We start from the raw sequence: 17,989 nt of genomic DNA on the forward strand, positions 1-17,989 counted from the left end.
CCCCTGAAATACTGTTACCCGAGTCAGACGAGCCTGACCCGCCCTGTCAAAAGATTCTGCATCATCCCCTCCTTCACCGCCTGCGCCTTGACGAGGCGGGACTCGAGGGTCTGGATTTCGGCATCCATGTCGGAGAGGACGTTGGTAATGGCTCGCCGCTCCGTTTCGTCCTTTGGCAAAGGAATTTCGATCCCCTTCATCGTCTTGTTTGTAATCTGGTTGATGGTCGCGCCCAAGTTCTCGGCGATCTGGTTTTGCACAACGGACGACTGGAAACACCAAAGCAGATAGTCGTTAATCTCTGACCTGAATGCGCTCATGAAAGCACCGAACGCCATTCCATCGGCTCGGCTGTCAATCATGGCCGTCTTGCCAATCAACTGGCGGCTACCGTTCCGAACGCAAATCAGAAGGTCCCCTGCTTTGACCGTCGCTTCATCCGAGACGGCAACATCAACGAAGACATTATTGTCGAACGCGAGGCGGTCGTTCTGGATGTTCGAGGACCTCAGGACCAAGGTTCCGAAGGGCTTCACATTTTCGGGCTTGTAGGTCAGGCCGGTCTTGACGTCGCCAACTTGCGCAAGCTTTTTCACCTCCCACTTTCCCGAGAACCCCGGGAGGCGGCGGCGGGCGGTGAGGAGGTCTTGCATCGCGCCCTGTTTGATAAGGCGCTTCTTGGCGATCACCCGCTCCAACCCCGCCACCACCCCATCCGCATCCGACAACGCGGCGGCGATGGCCTGTTGTTCATCGGGCGATGTTGGACAAAGGATTTCGATGCTCCGCAGCTTTTCAACCGACAACCCAGGCTGGGCTGACGCCTCAGAGACCTCATTGAGATTGAGGGCATCGAGAACGTAGGTCAGAAAGCGCTGGTCATTCTTTCCAAGTGCCTTCGCCACGATTGCGTGTTCGGAAGCATAGAATTGGCCGTCTGCGAAGTGCACAGCGCCGCACAACGCACCTTGGCGCCCGATCAACGAGTGGCCGCCCTCACGGTTAAAGCAGTCGGTAAAACCACGAAGGCCGTTACCGCCGTAAACGGGATACGCCTCGACCTCGAAAATCCTCTTGGCGGTGATCATGTCGCCGCTTTTCATGTGCAGGCATTCTGACAGTTTCGGCTTTGTCCATCCCGTTGGCGGGCTGTCTGTCCTAACTACGGTCTGACGATACTTCATGCCTCCACCCCCATCGCGGCCAGATGCCCGGCCACCCGCGCCTCCAGCCCGGCCAGATCCTGCATGATCTGCGGCAGGGTCTGGCCATAGCGTTCGGTCAGCACCCGCACGCGGGCGGTGAGGGTTTCCGTCCGCGCCTCGACCTCGGCCCCGATGGCGGCAGTGATGTCGGCCAGCCACTTGTCTTGCACCACAAGGGTCTGGATCTCGCCCATGGTCAGGGCGGGGTATTTCTTCAGCACCGCCTCGGTCAGCCGCGCCTCGGCCTCTTTCGCCGCGCGTTTCGCCTCGGTCTCGGCCTCGAACAGCGCGGCCGCCTGTTTCAGCAGGGCCTTTTCGTCTGGCTCCAGGCCCCTGTCCTTCAGGCGCGCCTTCACCCCGCCCGCCGTCAGCTTGGCCCCATCGGCCATCAGTTCCTCTAACAGCCCACCCTCGGCCCCGTGTTCCTCGGCCATTTCCTCGATCTCGCGCCCCAGCTCCTCGGCCCGGGCCGTGGCCTGATCCAGTTCGGCCTTCAGGTCCGCGAAGAAGCGCGCCGTGATCAGGGCGGGCGGGATCACGTCGGCCACAAGGCGGATCTTGTTCACCGTCAGGTCGCCCTCTTCCAGCCACTTCACCTTGCCGTCGTCGTTGGTCTCTTTCCGCGCCTCGCGCAATTCGCGCGCCGCCAGCCAGCCGCCGCCCGCGATGATGAACACGTCGTCCTGCATGGTGGCGGCCCAATAGGACATAAGCCGCTGATAGGCCTCATACTTGTCGACGAGGGGGGCTGCTTCGAACCGGGTCAGCATGTCCTCGGCAATGGTGTGGATCAGATCGCGCGGGTGGTCGCCCTGTTTGATGCCCATCAGGAGGGGGGTGTTGGCGGTGATCCAGCCGTCCAGGATGGCGGTGACCTGCGCGCGGAAGGCCGCGAAATCCGGGTGGGTGCGGATGGTCGCGCGGACCTGATCGGGCGCGTCCAGCGGATCGGCATAGCGAGGCCGCGGGTTAGGCCCGAAGAGCGTGGCGCGCAGCGTGGGCATGACGGCCCAGAACTCGCCCAGCGCGTCGATGTCCCGCTCTGGCACGCCGCCGTGCAGGTGGGCGGTGATGTCCTGCAGATCCTCGGGGTCGGAGCCGTCGATGTAGCGGGGGATGTTCAGGTTGAAGTCGTTGCGGGCGATCTCGTCGAATGGCACGAGGCGGGAATAGCCGGGGATCGTCTGCTCGCGCGTGAAGGCGTCGATGATCTTGTGGATGTCGCGCTCGCGCAGGCGGTTCTTGGGGCCGTCCTTGATGAAGCCTCTGGAGGCGTCGATCATGAAGACGGGGCGGTTGGCGGTGGCCTCGGACTTGTCGAGCACAATGATCGAGGCGGGGATGCCGGTGCCATAGAACAGGTTTGCGGGCAGGCCGATGACGCCCTTGATGTAGCCGCGTTTCAAGATCTTCTCGCGCAGCTTCGACTCGGCATTGCCGCGGAACAGGACGCCGTGCGGCAGGATGACCGCGCCCGAGCCGGTGGCCTTCATCGACGCGAGGATGTGCAGCAAGAAGGCGAAGTCGCCGTTCTTGGCGGGCGGTTCGCCATCGTCGAAGCGGCCGTATTTCGTCTCGGCCGTCAGCCCCGCGGCCCAGGCCTTGGCCGAGAAGGGCGGGTTGGCAACAACGAAATCGAAGGCCTGCAGGGTGTGGGCGTCGGCCAGGAAATGCGGTTCGGCGATCACGTCGCCCTGTGCGATCTCGGCCGTGGCGCGGTTGTGCATGATCATGTTCATGCGCGCGAGGCCACGGGTGGCGATGTCCATCTCTTGGCCGAAAATGGTGATCGGCACGCGGGCGGTCTCGGCGGCCTTCAGCAGCAGCGAGCCCGAGCCGCAGGTTGGGTCATAAACCGTCTGTTTCGGGCTGGTGGCGCGGCTGACGCCCGCCACGGCGGCAACGACACGCGAGACCTCGGCCGGGGTGTAGAACTGCCCCTTGGACTTGCCCGCCTCGGTCGCGAAGTTGCGCATCAGGTATTCGTAGGCGTCGCCGAGGATGTCGTCGCCATCGGCGCGGTTCTTCGAGAAGTTCAGCTCTTCCCGGCTGAAGATGTTGATCAGCGCGGTCAGCGTGTTGATCATCTTCTGGCCGCGTCCGAATTTCTCTGCGTCGTTGAAGAAGGCCCGGTCGATCACGCCGCTGAGGTCATTCTCCTCGGCGATGCGGGCGATGATCGTGTCCATCCCCTCGCCGATGTTCTTGGACCCGCGCAGGGCCTTCATGTCATCGAAGGATGCGCCTTGCGGCACCTCGATCAACGCGTCGGGCTGGCCCGCGCGGTCGGAGACGTATTTCACAAAGAGGAGGGTGAGGATGTAATCCTTGTAAAGCGAGGCATCCATGCCGCCGCGAAGCTGGTCGCAGCTTTCCCAAAGGGATCGGTATATGTCGCTCTTCTTGATGGCCAATTGATGCCCCTGCCAATTTCTGATGCCCCCTCTTGGCGGCACGGTTTGGATAGGGTGCTCAGGGGATTGCGCTATCTATCCGATGTCTGTCTTGACCATTCAACCGGAAACGGCTCCAGAACCCGCGCAAGTGTCAACTCCGGCCGCTGCCTTCCATCCAGGATCGCCTCAACGATATCTGGCGCCAGAAGGGTCAGGCGCAAGAGGCGAGCCATGTAAGTGAAGGCGATCCCTTCCATCTCAGCCAGTTCGGAAATCGACGCGAACTCGCCCGAGTCCAGCATCCGCTTCCAGCGAAACGCGCGGGCCAGTGCCTTGACGAGTGCGTCATCGGGGCGGCGCGGGGTGGACGCGCCTTCGGGCAACTGCATCTCCTTCCGCCCCCCACGCTTCACGAGGCGGAACGGGACATGGATGGTGACAGTATCGGGGACCGGGGTGGCGCGGGTCATGCTGCTGCTCCAATGTCGGTGGCCATTTCGCGCGCCAGCCCGGCCAGTCCGTCCATACGCAGCCGGACGTTCAGGCCTTCCGTGACGATCTCGACCCGCTCGACCAGCAGCGCCACGATGCGCGCCTGCTCGGCCGGGAACAGATCGTCCCACAGCGGGTCGAGCCGAATCAGCGCCGCGCGCGCGTCGGCCTCGGTGATCTCACCGTCCTGCACCCGCGCCGCCTTCCATGTGCCCGCGACAATCTCAGGCTGGCGGAACACGGCGCGCAACTGCTCGATGACGGCCGCTTCGATCTCGCCCGCTGGCACGCGACCGATGGGGCATGCCCCCGCGCCATGCTTCAGCACCGTCTGGCTGACATAGTAGCGGTACAACCGGCCGCCCTTGCGGGTGTGGGTCGGCGAGAAGGCCGCGCCATCGGGACCATAGACCAGTCCTTTCAGGAGCGCGGGCGTATCGGCACGGGTCCGCGCGGCGCGCTTGCGGGGACTCTCCTGCAGGATGGCGTGAACCTTGTTCCAAGTCTCGCGGTCGATGATCGCGTCGTGTTCGCCGGGATAGCTCTCGCCCTTGTGGACCGCTTCCCCGATGTAGGCGCGGTTGTTGAGGATCCGATAGAGGTACTTCTTGTCGATCCGGTTGCCGCGTGGCGTGCAGAGACCGCGCTTGCCGACCTCCCGCGCCAGTTCCGTGCAGGAGCCGATCTCGATGAAGCGGGCGAAGATCCAACGCACATGCGCGGTGGCGTCTTCGTCGACCACCAGCTTGCGGTTCTCGACGCGATAGCCGTAGGGAGGCACGCCGCCCATCCACATGCCCTTCTTGCGAGAGGCCGCGACCTTGTCGCGGATGCGCTCGGCCGTCACCTCCCGCTCGAACTGCGCGAACGAGAGCAGGATGTTCAGCGTCAGCCGCCCCATCGACGTGGTCGTGTTGAAGGACTGGGTTACCGAGACGAAGGTGACGCCGTTCCGGTCGAACACCTCGACCAATTTGGCGAAATCCGCCAGCGAGCGGCTGAGGCGGTCGATCTTGTAGACCACCACCACGTCGACCAGCCCGTCCTCGATGTCTGCCATCAACCGTTTCAGGCCCGGCCGTTCCAGCGTGCCGCCGGAGATGCCGCCGTCGTCATACTGATCGCGGACCAGCACCCAGCCCTCGGACCGCTGGCTGGCGATGAACGCCTCGCAAGCCTCCCGCTGGGCGTGGAGCGAGTTGAACTCCTGCTCCAGCCCTTCCTCTGAGGATTTCCGGGTGTAGACCGCGCACCGCAGCTTGCGGACGACCTTCGATTTTTCCATGGGCTTCGTCATGTCCGCCCCCTGTGGTTCTTGAGCCCGAAGAAGACCCACCCGTTCCACCGCGTGCCGGTGATCGCCCGGGCGATGGCGGACAGAGACTTGTAAGGGCGGCCCTGCCATTCGAACCCGTCGGCAGTGACGGTGACAATCTGTTCGACGCCCTGCCATTCTCGCAGCAACCGGGTGCCGGTGATGGGACGGTCGCGATCGGCGCGGATGCCGCGCTTCGTCTTGTCGCCGCCGTCCAGTTCCTCGCCGAGCCGTTCGAGCCGTCGGATCGTTTCAGCTTTCAGGCCGCCATAGGCGAGTTCCTGGATGCGATAGGCCAGGCGGGATTCAAGGTAGCGGCGGTTGAACGGTGGCGGCTCGCTGTCGAACAGGTCGCGCCACTGTTTCTTCAGGTCGGGCGTCGGCGTGGTCTTGAGCGCGGCTAGGCGCGCGGGGATGGGATCGGGCTTGTTCATGCATTTCTCCGGTGAGTTGGAGTTGCATGACGGCATTGGTCGGGCGGATAGTGTAGGCAACGTTCTCCAGTATCGTCAGATACTTCGTCCCCATCCCGTATTCGCAACCGAACCAGCCCGAGCGCCAGCAGACCGCACAGCTCAGTGCGACGCTCGGCCGGCGTCATCAGGAAGGGCGACAGGGGATTGGGGCGCTTCATCTCGGGCTCACATGCTTCTCGCACATGAAAAGCCAGGTCCGCCCGCATTTCGGGACACGGGGCGACTAAAAATATTGCCGTCGGCAGGGTTCTTCGGATGTAATCACATGCATGTTAACGTTTGGCGTGGAGCAGCGAGATGAGCCGGAAGTTTCGCAATCTTGGTCCGGAAACCCATGAGCTGGTCGAAACCGCGCCGATCCCGCTGCTGCACGAAATCTTCGAATATCGCGGCTCCGACACCGAACCCGAAATCGCGATCGAATGGCCGGCAACAGAGGAGGAAGAGGAATGGCGCGCGGTGCTGCTGCGTCAACTGAACGCTTCGCCAGCCGATGATTTACGCCCGATCGAAGATCGCTGTCGACGGATCCGATCCCTCGCGCGCGGCAAAGGGCCGACGTCGTTGGAGCACGTGGCTAATGAACGGCGCTCTCATGAGGAGCTCGAGGAGTTCGACGCGCAGTTGGACGCACTGTGCCGAAGCGCCTGGCTTTTCCTGCGCTACCCGGAAGATTTCGAGGATGCCGAGGCGTTTCATGCCGCGCGGCAATATCGCGACTTCGGCAAGATGTACGATTCCTTTGAGGTCAATGTCGAAACTGCCGCGCGATTAAATGCGGGCGAAATCGACGAGGATGCCCTGGCCTCGCTTCTGACCGCCAAGCTCGAGTTGCCCTCGCGTGTCACTATCCGCAGTCTCGATCTCCCCAGGACCCAGAACCATCCCGCATCGGTGATGGTGATCGTTCGTCATGGCGGTCCCTTGTCCAGCGTTCTCAATCACAAGGACAACGGGATGCGGAGCCCGATCTATTTCCGGCCGCCAAATGAGGCGACGCTGATCTGGACGCCGGCAGAAAGAACCATGGAAATCTGTGGTCCCGCGCCCAAGGTGCGCAAGCTTCTCGGCGACGGGTTTGCGGAAGTGGTTCTCAAGGCCGACCTGTCCAGCAAGCCGTTGAGCTGGCGGCGATACGATCTGTCACGGTTCCGAAAGTCCCTGACATTGCCCTTGCCCTCCTGGGACGATGTGGATGTCTCGGCCGCGCGTCTGATCGAGGTTGAGCTGCGCCTCGGCAACTGGGCACGACGCCTGGCGCTTCGCGTCACCATCGACGACGATATCGAGGCCGTGGCGCAGCGCTATCTCGGTGGCGACCGTATTCTCAAGCATGCGGAAGGGTTCAGCCGGCTTGCAGTGGCGGTGAGATATGGCCTGCCGGCCAGCAAGAAAGAGCGATCGTTCGAGATTTCATTCGGCGATACGCGATCCAATCTTCAAAGCAAGACCGAGCCGGAGCAGCGTGATCTGGGTTATCGGCTGCTGCAGTTCTGGGGCGTCCTCGATCGTTTGCAGCCGCTGGACCAAGGCGAGATCAGCAGCTTCCTGCCCGTTCTTCTCCGCCTGCACGATCTTCCCGAAGATGAGATCGCCGGCGGCATGATCCGGCAACATGGTCTCGACCCCAAACGTCTGATTCAGGCCGGCATCCTTGATCTACGGAGAAAGCAGAACATCGTCCTGATCGACGACGAAGATGATTTCGGCGATGTCGAAACCGGAGCGATGTCGGGACCGGGCCAGGCCGCCATTGCCGGTCTTCATGGAGAGGATCTCGGGAGCGTCCCGCTGGAGGATATCAGGCACTATGTAATCAGGCGCGATTGGCTCGAGGAGAACCTGCTTGCCGCCCTCAAGCCGCTGATCGGACGCGCCGGTATCGAGCATCTGGATGGCGACCTGATCCATCTCGGCAGATGGCGCACCGCTGATGCAGAGATTCCGATCTATTTTGCCCGTCGTCTCGATCAAGCCAGGATACTGCAGCGCCTCGATGTGGTGCTGCGCAGTCGCCAGGATGGGGGGATCGGGATCGTCCTTACTGCCGCAGTCACGCCGTTCACCCATCTCGGTCCCAATGTGGTGTTGCCACTTGGCGATCTCCTGAACCATGGACAGATCGATGATGCGGCAAAATCGGTCATGTTCGACCGATTCAAGGCAGGCCGATGGCTCGCCCGGGGAGGAAGTGAAGTCACGCTCGCCAGGGTCGGGCCACTATCCGCGATGCTCTACATCCCGGGCTTGGCGCCATTGCCCGTTTCCGGCACGAAACAGATCCGCATCATCGAACGGCTCATTACGGCGTACAAATCAGGTGCGGTCGAGGTTCGAACCGGCACATTGATCGAGGGAACCGGGGTCCGAAGCCCAAGAGATGCGTGGCCGTCGGAGACACGCGACAGCGTCGCGGGCGTTTATTTCGAGAACCACAGGCAAGGTTTCTGGCGCCTGAAAACAGCCCACCTGCCGGGCACGACGTAAGAGTCGGATGCAGATCCGAATCTTGACGGGCGACGGTCCGACATTCGGATGATTATTGGAATGGCTCCAGCAATTGAGGAGCATTTCAAATGCCGACAATCTATCCCTCCCGCCCCATCCGCAAAGCCACTGCTACCAGCGGTGCCCACAGCGCAGACATGTCTGCCGACTGGCGCTGCAGCTGCTGCGGCAAGCTGCTTGGCATCCGCCGTGACGGCCTGATGCATCTGAGCTTTGCGCGTGGCCACGAATACCTTGTCAGCTACCCGGCGACGGCGACCTGCCGCCGCTGCGGTGCGCTGAACCAGGCGACGGCGCGCTAAGGCGCGCCGCTCAACTTTCCCGATCATCAGAGGCGCAAGACGCCCTGAGGCCCGAGAGAGGCGCTGGACGCCCGGCCGAAAGGCTGACGTCCAGTGTCTTTTTCCTGGTCCGGGATCCGCGACGATCTCGCCCGTTCTTCCTCCACCCTGCAATCCCACCGAGATTATCGTGCCATCCGGTCGATCGAGCCGGCGCTGCAGCCCCATGCGGATATCGCCGCGTTGCTCGGGGCGTTGCACCACGGCCAGCTCGACCACGATTGCAGAAACACCCTGCTCCTTGCACTCGTGCGCGCGTCTCAGGGCGGCGACAGGCCTGCGGATATGGCTCTCGGCGTGGTGCTGCTTGCGCTTTGGCCCGGCCTCGATGCGATCCGCAACCGCTGTCTGCGCCGCCGGATCGGCAGCCCCGACGACATCTCGTCCGACCTGTTGGCGCGCGCGACCGAGACCATCCGCAAGCTGGACCTCACCAGAGTCAACCAGATCGCCGCGACTGTGTTGAGGAATGCCGAACGCGACGTGCTGCGCGCCGTGATCCGTGACGATGCCCGGCAGCAGTCCTGCGCAGATCTCGATCCCGACTGGATCGCGGCCGCGCCGTCATGGGCGGAGCGGCAGCGGTTGCGCGGGGCATTGCGACGCGATCTTGTTGCGCTGATCGGGCGGGACGCCGATCTGGTCCTCGGCGTGGTGCTCGACGGCGCAAGCCAGGTCGAGATGGGAGCCGTGATGGCCGTAACCGGGTCAGCTGCGCGCAAACGCTACCAGCGCGCAATGGCCTCGCTGGCGCTGCATTACGCTTCATTTGCCGGCAGGCCCCAGGGATCGACCACCTCCACCCCCATGGCGGCGAAGGGCGCCACATCGCGGCTGGCGACGGGATAGCCGCTGGCGGCCGCGATGGCGGCGATCGCGCCGGCCGCGAAACTCACCGCATGCCCCTGGCGCCCCGCCGTCGCCACGAGCACGCCAAACGCATGTGCCGCAGCCTCGTCAAATGCGAGGATGCGGCCAGGAAAGACCTCGACCAGAATCCGGTCGAGACGCGCCTCCAGATCCTCTCGCCGGCGCCCGGGCGCAAGCCGGGCGATGCCGAACCGCAACTCGGCCAGACTGATGGTCGTCAGGTGCAGGGTGGTCAGTTCCTGCCGGTTCAGCCAACCGATCACCCGCGGCTCCGGGCTCGGCTTCATCGTCTCCGAGACGACATTCGTGTCGAGAATGATCATTCGAAGCGGGCCGGTTCCGCCGGGGTCCGATCACGATCGAAGGTGAGGTCCTCCGTCTCAGCCGCCGACCAGATACTGCGCATGAGATCACCGGCACGCGGTCGCGACTGCGGCAGAACGGCGTGAGCGATGATCTCGCGCAACTCGGCCTCGGCGCTGCGGCCATGGGCGGCGGCTTGCGCCTTCAGCGCACGATGCACCTCTTCCGGGATCTGACGCACAACGATCTGGGCCATTGGTCCGCCTCCTTCGATATCATTCTCGAGATTAGATATCACAAATATTCTCTCGTTCAATGTCCCGCTCGACGTGCGCGGCTGGCTTTTGAGCTGGTGAAGCCCTTGTCACGAGCCTAACCGATGAGTCTGCCTCCAATACCACCACCTGACCTGCTCAAACGCCTTCCCGGCTATTATCGTCGCTGGGAACTGACCGAACTGGTGATGCCGGACCGGTATTACTTCTTCGAGGCGGCCGGCCAGCATGGGGACGGCGAAGACTTGTTCGCGGTCTATATCCAGCCCGCCGATCTGGCACGGGGCGAAGGGCGGCTGCAATGAGCGGCCTCCGGGTTGATCACGCGCAGATCGCGCTGTTCCTCGATGTGGTCTTTTCCTGGTGCGAAGGCCTGATCCCGCTGCGCGGTCTGCCCGAGAAGGCGGTCGTGCCGCCACCGCCCCATGATCTGCGCTGGCTGCCAGCCGATGCGCACGCGCCGGCGATCATCACCGCCTGCGCCGGCACAGCCGCCCCGCTCGGCCGCGCCATCTACGTCATTCCCGGAACCGTTGCCCGACAGGGTGAAGCCCGGGCCGAGCATGTGCTGCAGATGCAGGCAGTGATCGTCGATCTCGATGAGGGCGACATTGCGGCCAAACGCGCGCACCTGGTTCGTCACCTTGGTCCGGCGACGCTGACCGTGGCAAGCGGCGGGATGACCGGGGACGGCCAGCCCAAGCTGCATCTGTGGTGGAAACTGACGGAGCCGGTCGAGGGGGAGGATATTACCCGGCTGTGCCGGTTGCGCGCTGCGCTCGCACGGAAGGTCGGCGGAGACGACAGTTTCGGCTCGGCGCATCAGCCGGTCCGTGTGCCGGGCACCGTCCATGGCAAGTACGGACTGAAGTCACAGGTCCGGATCATCGATCATCAGGCGATCGAGGTGGATCTGGCAGAACTCGACACCCGCGCAGCCGCGATGCCGGCTTTGGCGGAGATGCCGTCGCCTGACGCCCCGCGGGCCGCAAACGTCACGGACAAGCCGTCGGTTGACGCCGTGCTGACCACGCCGGTGCGCGAAGGCGCGGTGGACGACTGGACCCGGTTCCAGGGGGCCAGTGCCGCGATCGGTCATTACCTGCGCCAGGCCCATGAGGGCCGAATGTCGCTGGACGAGGCCTGGGACGCGATCTGCGGCTATAATGAAGCGATGCTGCGGCCAGCATGGCCTGAGGCGCGGCTGAAGGCCGAATCTCGTCGCTTGTGGATGCGACATCTCGAACGCAATGGTCCGCCGGTGCCGACGCGGGAGACCCCGCCGCCCGCGCCACTGGACTGGTTCAGCCTCGGTACGCTGCTCGACGACACCAGTCCGCTGCCCGATGATCTCATCGCCCCACGGGTGCTGACGCCGGGCGGCCTGCTGGTGCTCGGTGGCGCGCCCAAGGTCGGCAAGAGCGACTTCCTGATCTCCTGGCTTGTCCACATGGCCGCAGGGGTGCCGTTCCTCTGCTTCGCACCGCCACGGCCGCTGCGCATCTTCTACCTGCAGGCGGAGTTGCAATACCACTATCTGCGGGAACGCATCCGCCAGATCGCATTGCCGCCCGAGGTGATTGCCGCGGCCCGCGAAGGGTTCGTGGCCACGCCGCGCCTGAAGCTGCTTCTGGATCACCAGGGGGTCGAGCGCGTCACCGACGCGATCCGTGCCGCCTTTCCCGACGCGCCGCCCGACATCATCTGCATCGATCCGATCCGGAACCTCTTCGACGGCGGTCCCGAGAGCCGCGGCGAAAATGACAACAGCGCGATGATGTTCTTCCTCAAGGAACGCGTCGAGGCGCTGCAGGCCGCGATCAATCCCGATTCCGGGATCATCCTCGTCCATCACACCAGGAAACTCGCCCGTCAGCAGGTCAAGGACGATCCGTTCCAGGCGCTGTCGGGTGCCAGCGCGCTGCGGGGCTTCTACACCAGCGGTCTGATCCTGCACCGCCCGGACGAGGAGGCCAGCACGCGCCGCCTCGAGATCGAGCTGCGCAACGGTCCGGCGCTGGCCCCGATGCTCGTCGACAAGATCGGCGGCCAATGGGTCGAGATCAACCCCATGAACGAGCGCCTGGTGCGCAAGGAGGTCGGGGCCCGTCTCGACGCCGAGCGCGACCGCAAGGCCAAGGTGATCCTTGACCTGCTCTACGAGGAGGCTGCGGAAGGCCGGCTCTACACCTCGACGCAGTTCGCCTCGACCTTCGAGAACCGCGCGGGGCTCGGCAGCCAGCACACCATCCAGGACCGGCTCAACGTCCTCGCGACCAAGGGCTTCATCAAGTACCAGCGCAACGGCGCCCTTTACGGACTGCCACTGGTCCGGTCACGCTTTGGCTACATGTGCGTCGAAGGCATGCGCTTCGGCCGCGCGGAGCATGTCGATCCCGAGACCGGCGAGGTGACTGCCTGCGGGATCCCCGTGTTCCCGAGCCACTATCGCTGCGCCTCCTCGGGTGCCGCACTCGAGGTGGAGAACCCTTCCGTCTGGGTCTGGCCGGAGGTGGCCGATGTCTGACAAATCCCTTGTCCGACATAAGTCGAGAATGTCTGACTTCCGCACCTGTCTGACTGATTGCTTGATTATCAATGGCTTACATAAGTCGAAGTCAGACATGTCCGACTTCGTTGTCCGACCTATGCAGAGCAGGAAAGGCAAGCAATATCAATGTCATGAGCCACTGAATAAGTCGAACAATGATCCCCCCCATACTACGTATGGGACCGCCCGCCGTCAGGCGGGGCGGCCCATACGCTGCGTCCGTGCCCGCGGTCCGCCGTCCGCCCTCGTCTCTGCCTCATCCGATCACAGCGGCCCGAACGACAGGAGATGACAATGGCCCGAATGAAACTGACAACGATGCGCTACGCGCCCCCCGGCTACGGTGGCACGCGGCGCAGCCCCGATGAGGTCAAGCGCGACGGCTGGCAGGAAATGGGCCTGCTGGCGGTCAGCGTGAATGATCCGCGGCTGACCTGGCCCGAGCAAGAAATGGTCGTGCAACTGGGTCGCAAGCTCTACGGCCCCCGCGCCGGCGAGGGAGGGCGTGGCCATGGCTGATCGGGACTGGACCGCGGACGATGTTGCCGACCACTTCGCCGAGGCGTTCCGCACGCTGCGCAAGCTGCCGCCGGTGAAGGCGCAGGGCTACTTCAACACCTGGCCCGACATCGTGCGGACCAGCCGCGAGATCGCGGCGATGGAACCCCAGCCGATGCGGGTCTGGCCCTCGGCCGCCGCGATCACGCGGCTTGAGCAGACCTTCGACTGGGTGCTCTGGATCGAGGAGGCGGAGCGCAAGCTGGTCTGGTCGCGCGCGGCCCGGGTGCCGTGGAAGCAGATCAGCGGGGAACTCGGCTGCGACCGCACGACGGCATGGCGGCGCTGGCAACTGGCGCTGACCAAGATAGCCGCGCGCCTGAATGCGAAGTGACTCCAATGTGTTGCAACACTTTTTCCTTCGACATCTGCAACATGCCGGTGCTATAAACAGGATATGATCGGGAGAAGAGCGCCTCGGAGCGCCACCGGTCGTTTCCTCCCCGTTTCATCCGACTTGCGAGGGCATCCCATGCCTGTGCGCCCGCCCATCCATCGCCCGGTGGGGACGCGTGACAAGCGTGAGGCCGATCGCGACGCCGACCACAAACGCGACCCCGCCATCCGGGCGCTCTACAAATCCACCCGCTGGCAGCACGCGCGGCGGATGTTCCTCGCCCGCCACCCGCTCTGCGCGGAATGCCAGCGACAGGGGTTGGTGAGCGCGGCCAATACCGTCGATCACATCATCCCCCATCGCGGCGATACGGATCGGTTCTGGGACCCGGACGGTTGGCAGGCGCTCTGCGCAAGCTGCCACAGCCGCAAGACCGCGCGCGAGGATGGCGGCTTCGGCAACGCCCGCCGCCAACCATAAACCACCGCCCCCCCCGGGGGGAGGGTAAATCTCTGGGGCCTTCCAGCCCCGGACCAGGCGCCAAGCTTTCTGCATCCGTGGCCAAAATGGCGAGGGGGGGTAGCGGCCCATGCAACAAGGAAATACAGCCGTGTCCGATCGCGAACTTGTCATCGAATATCGTGCGCTTGATCGCCTCGTGCCTTACGCGCGCAACGCCCGTACCCATTCCGAGGCGCAGCTGGCCGAGATCGCCGGCTCGATCCGCGAGTTCGGATTCGTGAACCCGGTGCTGATCGCTGAGGACGGCACCATCATCGCCGGCCATGGTCGCGTACTGGCCGCGCGCCAGCTTGGCATGGACGCCGTGCCCTCCATCAGGCTGACCGGCCTCAGCGACAGCCAGTGCCGGGCGCTGGTGCTGGCCGACAACCGCATCGCGCTGAATGCGGGCTGGGACGAGGCGCTGCTGGCGCTGGAACTGAGCGACCTGAAGGAGGCCGGTTTCGATCTCGGGATCATGGGCTTTGAGGACGGCGAACTGGACCGACTGCTGGCCGGAGCGGAAGCGAAGGACGAGACGTCGACGCCACCCGTCATTATCCCCGAGCCTCCGCGTCGCCCGGCCTCGTGTACCGGCGATCTGTGGATCCTCGGCACCCACCGGCTGCTCTGCGGTGACAGCACATCCCACGACGATGTGCGCCGGCTGATGAACGGCGAGCGGGCCGTGCTGTTTGCGACTGATCCGCCCTATCTGGTCGATTACGATGGCTCGAACCACCCAACCCGCAACAAGGATTGGAGCCAGTCCTATGGCACGACCTGGGACGACAGCAGCCAAGGCGCAGAACTCTACGACGGCTTCATCGGCGCGGCCATCGCAGAGGCGATCACCGAGGACGCCGCCTGGTATTGCTGGCACGCCTCGCGCCGCCAGGCGATGCTGGAAGCCTGCTGGGAAAAGGCCGGGGCGTTTGTGCATCAGCAGATCATCTGGGTGAAGGACCGCGGTGTTCTCACCCGGTCGCATTATCTCTGGAAGCACGAACCTTGCTTCATGGGCTGGCGCCGCCCGAACCGCCCGCCGAAGGTCGCCGAGCAGACGCTGCCCTCGACCTGGGAGATGCCGAGCTTCGCCAAGGATGACCGGCCCGACCACCCGACGCCGAAGCCGCTCGACGCCTTCGGGATCCCGATGCGCCAGCATGTCGCCCGTGGCGGCCTCTGCTACGAGCCGTTCTGCGGCTCCGGCTCGCAGATCATGGCGGGCGAAGCAAATGGAAGGCGCGTCAATGCCATGGAAATCAGCCCGGCCTATGTCGATGTCGCCGTCGAGCGCTGGCAGGTGGAAACTGGCAAGGATGCGATCCTCGACAGAGACGGCCGGACGTTTGCCGAGGTGAAGGCGGAGCGGTTGGGCGACACCCTGCAGGATCAAGAGGCAGTGGCATGAAGCAGTCGCGCACTATGTCGCTCGTTGAGGCGATCACCAACGTGATCGTCGGCTACGGGATTGCCGTAGTTACGCAGATCCTGATCTTCCCCATCTTCGGGCTGCACACAACGCTGACGCAGAACCTGAAGATGGGCGCTGTCTTCACCGTGGTGAGCATCGCACGGTCATTCGCTCTACGGCGAATGTTCGAGGCCTTCCGGATACATTAGTGGGACATAGCCTGATACCAGTTCTGGGACTTCCTATCATGACCGTCGCAAAGGCTCATGACGGAGCATGAGTGGGGCAAATGCCCGACAGCAAAAAAATGGGCACGCTGGCTGCCGTGCGCCTCTGGCTGCAGGCGAAGCTCTCAGAACTCCCTCCCTCGCAGGATGCGTCACCCCTTCGACAAGAGCCGCAGGAACTCTTCCGAAGTTAGGGCGCGCCCAAATAGATCCTCCCGGGTCTTCCTGATTGCGGCGCTCAGTTTGCTTTCGCTCCCTAGGGTTGCACGGGAGAGCCGAGGAAGCCCAATGCTCGTCTTCCAGTCGAGCTTTGCAAAGAACGAGACAGTGACTGTCTCACCAAGGTCGGTGCCCGTTCCGGTACCGGAGGCATCCTGGTTGCCAAGGAAGCGAAGAGCGGAGAGGTGAAGCTTTCCATTCGTGTCGCGATGCAGGCTGATATAATGTTTTTGCCTTCCCTTCTCGAACTCATCCGGAGCCTGAAGCTCAGAAAAATGGTCGAAATCTCCCGTCAGATCCCATTCGGCCTTACTAGCGACTTCGCTTTCCTGAGCCTCCGCCCATTCTTTTACGCCATCCGGCATTTCCTCGCGCGTGACGATGTAGCGCCATTCTTGCGCTGGACTATCCGGGTCATGAAGCGCATCGACGAGCGTCTTGTAGTTTCGACGCCCTTCCGGCGTGCCGCCTTTTACGCGCCAGGTCGCCTCCGCCCATTCGAGCTCTTTTGGCCCGACAACTTGAGCCTTGCTCCAAAGGTCCTCGAACCACTTCCCGGCTGTCTCCGCGATCGGATCATCCGCCTCAACGAAGACTGCAGCTTCTATCAACTTGGCTTGGGAGAGAAACCCAACGCCGCGGCTTGAGAGGTTCGCAGATCCAATAACGCAGCCTTGATCCGAGAGGTAGACCTTTGCATGGAAATCCCGCAAATACTTGAGCTTCGCTCCAAGCTTTTCAGAGAGGGCTTTAAGTGCTAGGGGGCTCGTGCCGCCCATACCGATATCGCAAATCAGTCGTGCGTCGGGGGGCACTGCGGTTTCGGCGCCCCTCCCGAGAAAGGCCGAGGCAATCCGGACCTCTTCGCCGGAGAGGATGCGCTTGATACAGGGGCTGCTGCCCCCATCGATATCGGTGGTGGCGAGAAAGCGGCTCATAGATGCTCCAAGAAAATACTGGCTATGGGAATGGAATGCTGGTGCGAAGTCAATGGGGGCAGGCGGTCACCCGGTGCCACGATGAGAGCCTCGATCTTTTCATATCCGACCATGGGCGGTTGATCGGAGCGAGGTTGCCGGCCCTCCCACGGCGCCGGAATGCGGCGCGTAAACACGTCCCATTTTATGTAGTGATAGCCCAAGGACGAGACTCATGGCCGGCCGCAAGCCCCTTCCCACCCGGCTGAAGCTGGTCAAGGGCACGGCGCGGCCGCACCGGATGAACCCGGCCGAGCCGCAGCCGACGGTGTCGGTGCCCGCTCCCCCTGAGCATCTGGACGATACGGCGGCAGCGAAGTTCACCGAGATGGCGGTGCTGCTGGCTCGGCACGGCGTGATGACCGAACTCGATGCGGGGGCGCTCGCCCGCTACGTGGTGATCTGGCGGCGCTGGCTCGAGGCGGAGGCCGAGGTGAAGCGCCGCGGCCCGGTGGTCAAGACGGTGGGCGGCAACATCATCCAGAACCCGTTTCTGTCGGTGGCAAACAAATGCCTGGCGCAGTTGGGCCAGATCGAGAGCGAGTTCGGGCTGACGCCCTCGAGCCGGACCCGCATCCGCATGGCGGCGCCGGCCGAGACCCGCGATCCGTTCGAGGATTTTCTGAACCGTGGCAGCACAGCGTAAATCCGGCCCCGGGCGGAAGACACCGAGCTGTCCGGTGACCGCCTGGGCTCGCAAGGTGGTGGAGGGCAAGGTCGAGGCCGGCCATCTCACCCGGCTGGCCTGCCAGCGCCATCTGGACGATCTGAAGGCCGGCAAGGACCGCGGCCTCGTCTGGGACCGGGACGCTGCGCTGCACGCGATCGAGTTCTTCAGCCATCTGCGGCACTCGACGGGCGAATGGGCGGGGCAGCCCTTCGATCTGCAGCCCTGGCAGCAGTTCGTGGTGGGCTCGGTCTTCGTGAACCGCCCCGGGTTTACCGGAGAGTAAAACACTCAAAGGATGAGCCCTATGACCAAGCAGAGATTCACCCCCGCCTATCCTGCCGAGCTTCGCGA

Annotated in this window: 20 protein-coding genes; 12 read left to right on the forward strand and 8 right to left on the reverse strand. The window is 63.7% G+C overall.

What is annotated here, in order from left to right; translation table 11 throughout:
- Positions 1–23 precede the first annotated feature (23 nt).
- From ACFOMH_RS16060 to ACFOMH_RS16080, 5 genes are all read right to left on the reverse strand, one after another.
- Positions 24–1,184, reverse strand: a complete 1,161-nt coding sequence (locus tag ACFOMH_RS16060) for a restriction endonuclease subunit S (RefSeq protein ID WP_377745732.1) — start codon at positions 1,182–1,184, stop codon at positions 24–26.
- Positions 1,181–3,619, reverse strand: a complete 2,439-nt coding sequence (locus ACFOMH_RS16065; RefSeq protein WP_377745733.1) for a type I restriction-modification system subunit M — start codon at positions 3,617–3,619, stop codon at positions 1,181–1,183. The genes ACFOMH_RS16060 and ACFOMH_RS16065 overlap by 4 nt, the downstream gene beginning before the upstream one ends.
- Before the next feature lie 71 nt (positions 3,620–3,690).
- The gene (locus ACFOMH_RS16070; protein ID WP_068767562.1) at positions 3,691–4,071 is read right to left on the reverse strand and encodes a hypothetical protein; all 381 of its coding nucleotides are present in this window, start codon (positions 4,069–4,071) and stop codon (positions 3,691–3,693) included.
- Positions 4,068–5,390, reverse strand: a complete 1,323-nt coding sequence (locus ACFOMH_RS16075; RefSeq protein ID WP_377745735.1) for a recombinase family protein — start codon at positions 5,388–5,390, stop codon at positions 4,068–4,070. The genes ACFOMH_RS16070 and ACFOMH_RS16075 overlap by 4 nt, the downstream gene beginning before the upstream one ends.
- Positions 5,387–5,842 carry a DUF2924 domain-containing protein gene (locus ACFOMH_RS16080; protein ID WP_377745737.1) on the reverse strand — a complete coding sequence of 152 codons (456 nt, stop codon included), beginning with the start codon at positions 5,840–5,842 and terminating at the stop codon, positions 5,387–5,389. The genes ACFOMH_RS16075 and ACFOMH_RS16080 overlap by 4 nt, the downstream gene beginning before the upstream one ends.
- A gap of 339 nt (positions 5,843–6,181) precedes the next feature.
- On the opposite strand from ACFOMH_RS16080, the gene ACFOMH_RS16085 reads away from it, so the two are divergent.
- From ACFOMH_RS16085 to ACFOMH_RS16095, 3 genes are all read left to right on the forward strand, one after another.
- Complete coding sequence (locus ACFOMH_RS16085; RefSeq protein WP_377745739.1) at positions 6,182–8,371, forward strand: hypothetical protein; 2,190 nt, start codon at positions 6,182–6,184, stop codon at positions 8,369–8,371.
- Between the two features lie 158 nt (positions 8,372–8,529).
- Positions 8,530–8,694: a hypothetical protein gene (locus tag ACFOMH_RS16090; RefSeq protein ID WP_377745741.1), complete on the forward strand. Its 165-nt coding sequence runs from the start codon at positions 8,530–8,532 to the stop codon at positions 8,692–8,694.
- Positions 8,695–8,787: 93 nt separating this feature from the next.
- Complete coding sequence (locus ACFOMH_RS16095) at positions 8,788–9,582, forward strand: sigma-70 family RNA polymerase sigma factor (RefSeq protein ID WP_377745742.1); 795 nt, start codon at positions 8,788–8,790, stop codon at positions 9,580–9,582.
- Here the strand turns inward: ACFOMH_RS16095 and ACFOMH_RS16100 are convergent.
- Positions 9,492–9,926: a type II toxin-antitoxin system VapC family toxin gene (locus ACFOMH_RS16100; RefSeq protein WP_377745744.1), complete on the reverse strand. Its 435-nt coding sequence runs from the start codon at positions 9,924–9,926 to the stop codon at positions 9,492–9,494. The two genes, ACFOMH_RS16095 and ACFOMH_RS16100, sit on opposite strands and share 91 nt — an antisense overlap.
- Positions 9,923–10,162, reverse strand: coding sequence for a FitA-like ribbon-helix-helix domain-containing protein (locus ACFOMH_RS16105; protein ID WP_377745746.1), 240 nt, complete (start codon positions 10,160–10,162; stop codon positions 9,923–9,925). Before ACFOMH_RS16105 ends, ACFOMH_RS16100 begins: the two co-directional genes overlap by 4 nt.
- Before the next feature lie 123 nt (positions 10,163–10,285).
- Between ACFOMH_RS16105 and ACFOMH_RS16110 the strand changes: the two genes are divergently transcribed.
- From ACFOMH_RS16110 to ACFOMH_RS16140, 7 genes are all read left to right on the forward strand, one after another.
- Positions 10,286–10,486 carry a hypothetical protein gene (locus tag ACFOMH_RS16110; RefSeq protein WP_377745747.1) on the forward strand — a complete coding sequence of 67 codons (201 nt, stop codon included), beginning with the start codon at positions 10,286–10,288 and terminating at the stop codon, positions 10,484–10,486.
- Entirely contained in the window at positions 10,483–12,708 is a 2,226-nt protein-coding gene (locus ACFOMH_RS16115) for an AAA family ATPase (RefSeq protein ID WP_377745748.1), read from the forward strand. Before ACFOMH_RS16110 ends, ACFOMH_RS16115 begins: the two co-directional genes overlap by 4 nt.
- Positions 12,709–13,035: 327 nt before the next feature.
- Positions 13,036–13,251, forward strand: a complete 216-nt coding sequence (locus ACFOMH_RS16120; protein ID WP_377745750.1) for a hypothetical protein — start codon at positions 13,036–13,038, stop codon at positions 13,249–13,251.
- A complete protein-coding gene (locus ACFOMH_RS16125; RefSeq protein WP_216033311.1) occupies positions 13,244–13,624 on the forward strand; it encodes a DUF6362 family protein in 381 nt (126 codons plus the stop codon). The genes ACFOMH_RS16120 and ACFOMH_RS16125 overlap by 8 nt, the downstream gene beginning before the upstream one ends.
- A gap of 138 nt (positions 13,625–13,762) precedes the next feature.
- Positions 13,763–14,107: an HNH endonuclease gene (locus tag ACFOMH_RS16130; RefSeq protein ID WP_377745752.1), complete on the forward strand. Its 345-nt coding sequence runs from the start codon at positions 13,763–13,765 to the stop codon at positions 14,105–14,107.
- A gap of 109 nt (positions 14,108–14,216) precedes the next feature.
- Positions 14,217–15,542, forward strand: coding sequence for a site-specific DNA-methyltransferase (locus ACFOMH_RS16135; RefSeq protein ID WP_377745753.1), 1,326 nt, complete (start codon positions 14,217–14,219; stop codon positions 15,540–15,542).
- Positions 15,539–15,754 (forward strand): DUF7220 family protein, encoded by a 216-nt coding sequence (locus ACFOMH_RS16140; RefSeq protein WP_377745755.1) that lies wholly within the window; start codon positions 15,539–15,541, stop codon positions 15,752–15,754. The genes ACFOMH_RS16135 and ACFOMH_RS16140 overlap by 4 nt, the downstream gene beginning before the upstream one ends.
- A gap of 170 nt (positions 15,755–15,924) precedes the next feature.
- Here ACFOMH_RS16140 and ACFOMH_RS16145 read toward each other — a convergent pair whose 3' ends face one another.
- Complete coding sequence (locus tag ACFOMH_RS16145) at positions 15,925–16,929, reverse strand: phospholipase D family protein (protein ID WP_377745757.1); 1,005 nt, start codon at positions 16,927–16,929, stop codon at positions 15,925–15,927.
- Between the two features lie 214 nt (positions 16,930–17,143).
- Between ACFOMH_RS16145 and ACFOMH_RS16150 the strand changes: the two genes are divergently transcribed.
- Both ACFOMH_RS16150 and ACFOMH_RS16155 read left to right on the forward strand, forming a co-directional pair.
- Positions 17,144–17,614 carry a phage terminase small subunit P27 family gene (locus ACFOMH_RS16150; RefSeq protein WP_377745759.1) on the forward strand — a complete coding sequence of 157 codons (471 nt, stop codon included), beginning with the start codon at positions 17,144–17,146 and terminating at the stop codon, positions 17,612–17,614.
- Positions 17,615–17,648: 34 nt separating this feature from the next.
- The gene (locus ACFOMH_RS16155; RefSeq protein WP_377745761.1) at positions 17,649–17,921 is read left to right on the forward strand and encodes a hypothetical protein; all 273 of its coding nucleotides are present in this window, start codon (positions 17,649–17,651) and stop codon (positions 17,919–17,921) included.
- The last annotated feature ends 68 nt before the right edge of the window (positions 17,922–17,989 follow it).

It is taken from the genome of Paracoccus mangrovi, assembly GCF_042648425.1.
In the GTDB taxonomy this organism is placed as follows: Bacteria; Pseudomonadota; Alphaproteobacteria; order Rhodobacterales; family Rhodobacteraceae; genus Paracoccus; species Paracoccus mangrovi.

What these genes read in the sequence shown, in the direction of transcription:
- ACFOMH_RS16130 (WP_377745752.1), top strand. Translation starts at nt 13,763, where the DNA reads ATGCCTGTGCGCCCGCCCATCCATCGCCCGGTGGGGACGCGTGACAAG.
- ACFOMH_RS16075 (WP_377745735.1), bottom strand. Translation starts at nt 5,390, where the DNA reads ATGACGAAGCCCATGGAAAAATCGAAGGTCGTCCGCAAGCTGCGGTGC.
- ACFOMH_RS16115 (WP_377745748.1), top strand. Translation starts at nt 10,483, where the DNA reads ATGAGCGGCCTCCGGGTTGATCACGCGCAGATCGCGCTGTTCCTCGAT.
- ACFOMH_RS16105 (WP_377745746.1), bottom strand. Translation starts at nt 10,162, where the DNA reads ATGGCCCAGATCGTTGTGCGTCAGATCCCGGAAGAGGTGCATCGTGCG.
- ACFOMH_RS16100 (WP_377745744.1), bottom strand. Translation starts at nt 9,926, where the DNA reads ATGATCATTCTCGACACGAATGTCGTCTCGGAGACGATGAAGCCGAGC.
- ACFOMH_RS16080 (WP_377745737.1), bottom strand. Translation starts at nt 5,842, where the DNA reads ATGAACAAGCCCGATCCCATCCCCGCGCGCCTAGCCGCGCTCAAGACC.
- ACFOMH_RS16085 (WP_377745739.1), top strand. Translation starts at nt 6,182, where the DNA reads ATGAGCCGGAAGTTTCGCAATCTTGGTCCGGAAACCCATGAGCTGGTC.
- ACFOMH_RS16060 (WP_377745732.1), bottom strand. Translation starts at nt 1,184, where the DNA reads ATGAAGTATCGTCAGACCGTAGTTAGGACAGACAGCCCGCCAACGGGA.
- ACFOMH_RS16135 (WP_377745753.1), top strand. Translation starts at nt 14,217, where the DNA reads ATGCAACAAGGAAATACAGCCGTGTCCGATCGCGAACTTGTCATCGAA.
- ACFOMH_RS16120 (WP_377745750.1), top strand. Translation starts at nt 13,036, where the DNA reads ATGAAACTGACAACGATGCGCTACGCGCCCCCCGGCTACGGTGGCACG.
- ACFOMH_RS16070 (WP_068767562.1), bottom strand. Translation starts at nt 4,071, where the DNA reads ATGACCCGCGCCACCCCGGTCCCCGATACTGTCACCATCCATGTCCCG.
- ACFOMH_RS16110 (WP_377745747.1), top strand. Translation starts at nt 10,286, where the DNA reads ATGAGTCTGCCTCCAATACCACCACCTGACCTGCTCAAACGCCTTCCC.
- ACFOMH_RS16150 (WP_377745759.1), top strand. Translation starts at nt 17,144, where the DNA reads ATGGCCGGCCGCAAGCCCCTTCCCACCCGGCTGAAGCTGGTCAAGGGC.
- ACFOMH_RS16125 (WP_216033311.1), top strand. Translation starts at nt 13,244, where the DNA reads ATGGCTGATCGGGACTGGACCGCGGACGATGTTGCCGACCACTTCGCC.
- ACFOMH_RS16140 (WP_377745755.1), top strand. Translation starts at nt 15,539, where the DNA reads ATGAAGCAGTCGCGCACTATGTCGCTCGTTGAGGCGATCACCAACGTG.
- ACFOMH_RS16090 (WP_377745741.1), top strand. Translation starts at nt 8,530, where the DNA reads ATGTCTGCCGACTGGCGCTGCAGCTGCTGCGGCAAGCTGCTTGGCATC.
- ACFOMH_RS16145 (WP_377745757.1), bottom strand. Translation starts at nt 16,929, where the DNA reads ATGAGCCGCTTTCTCGCCACCACCGATATCGATGGGGGCAGCAGCCCC.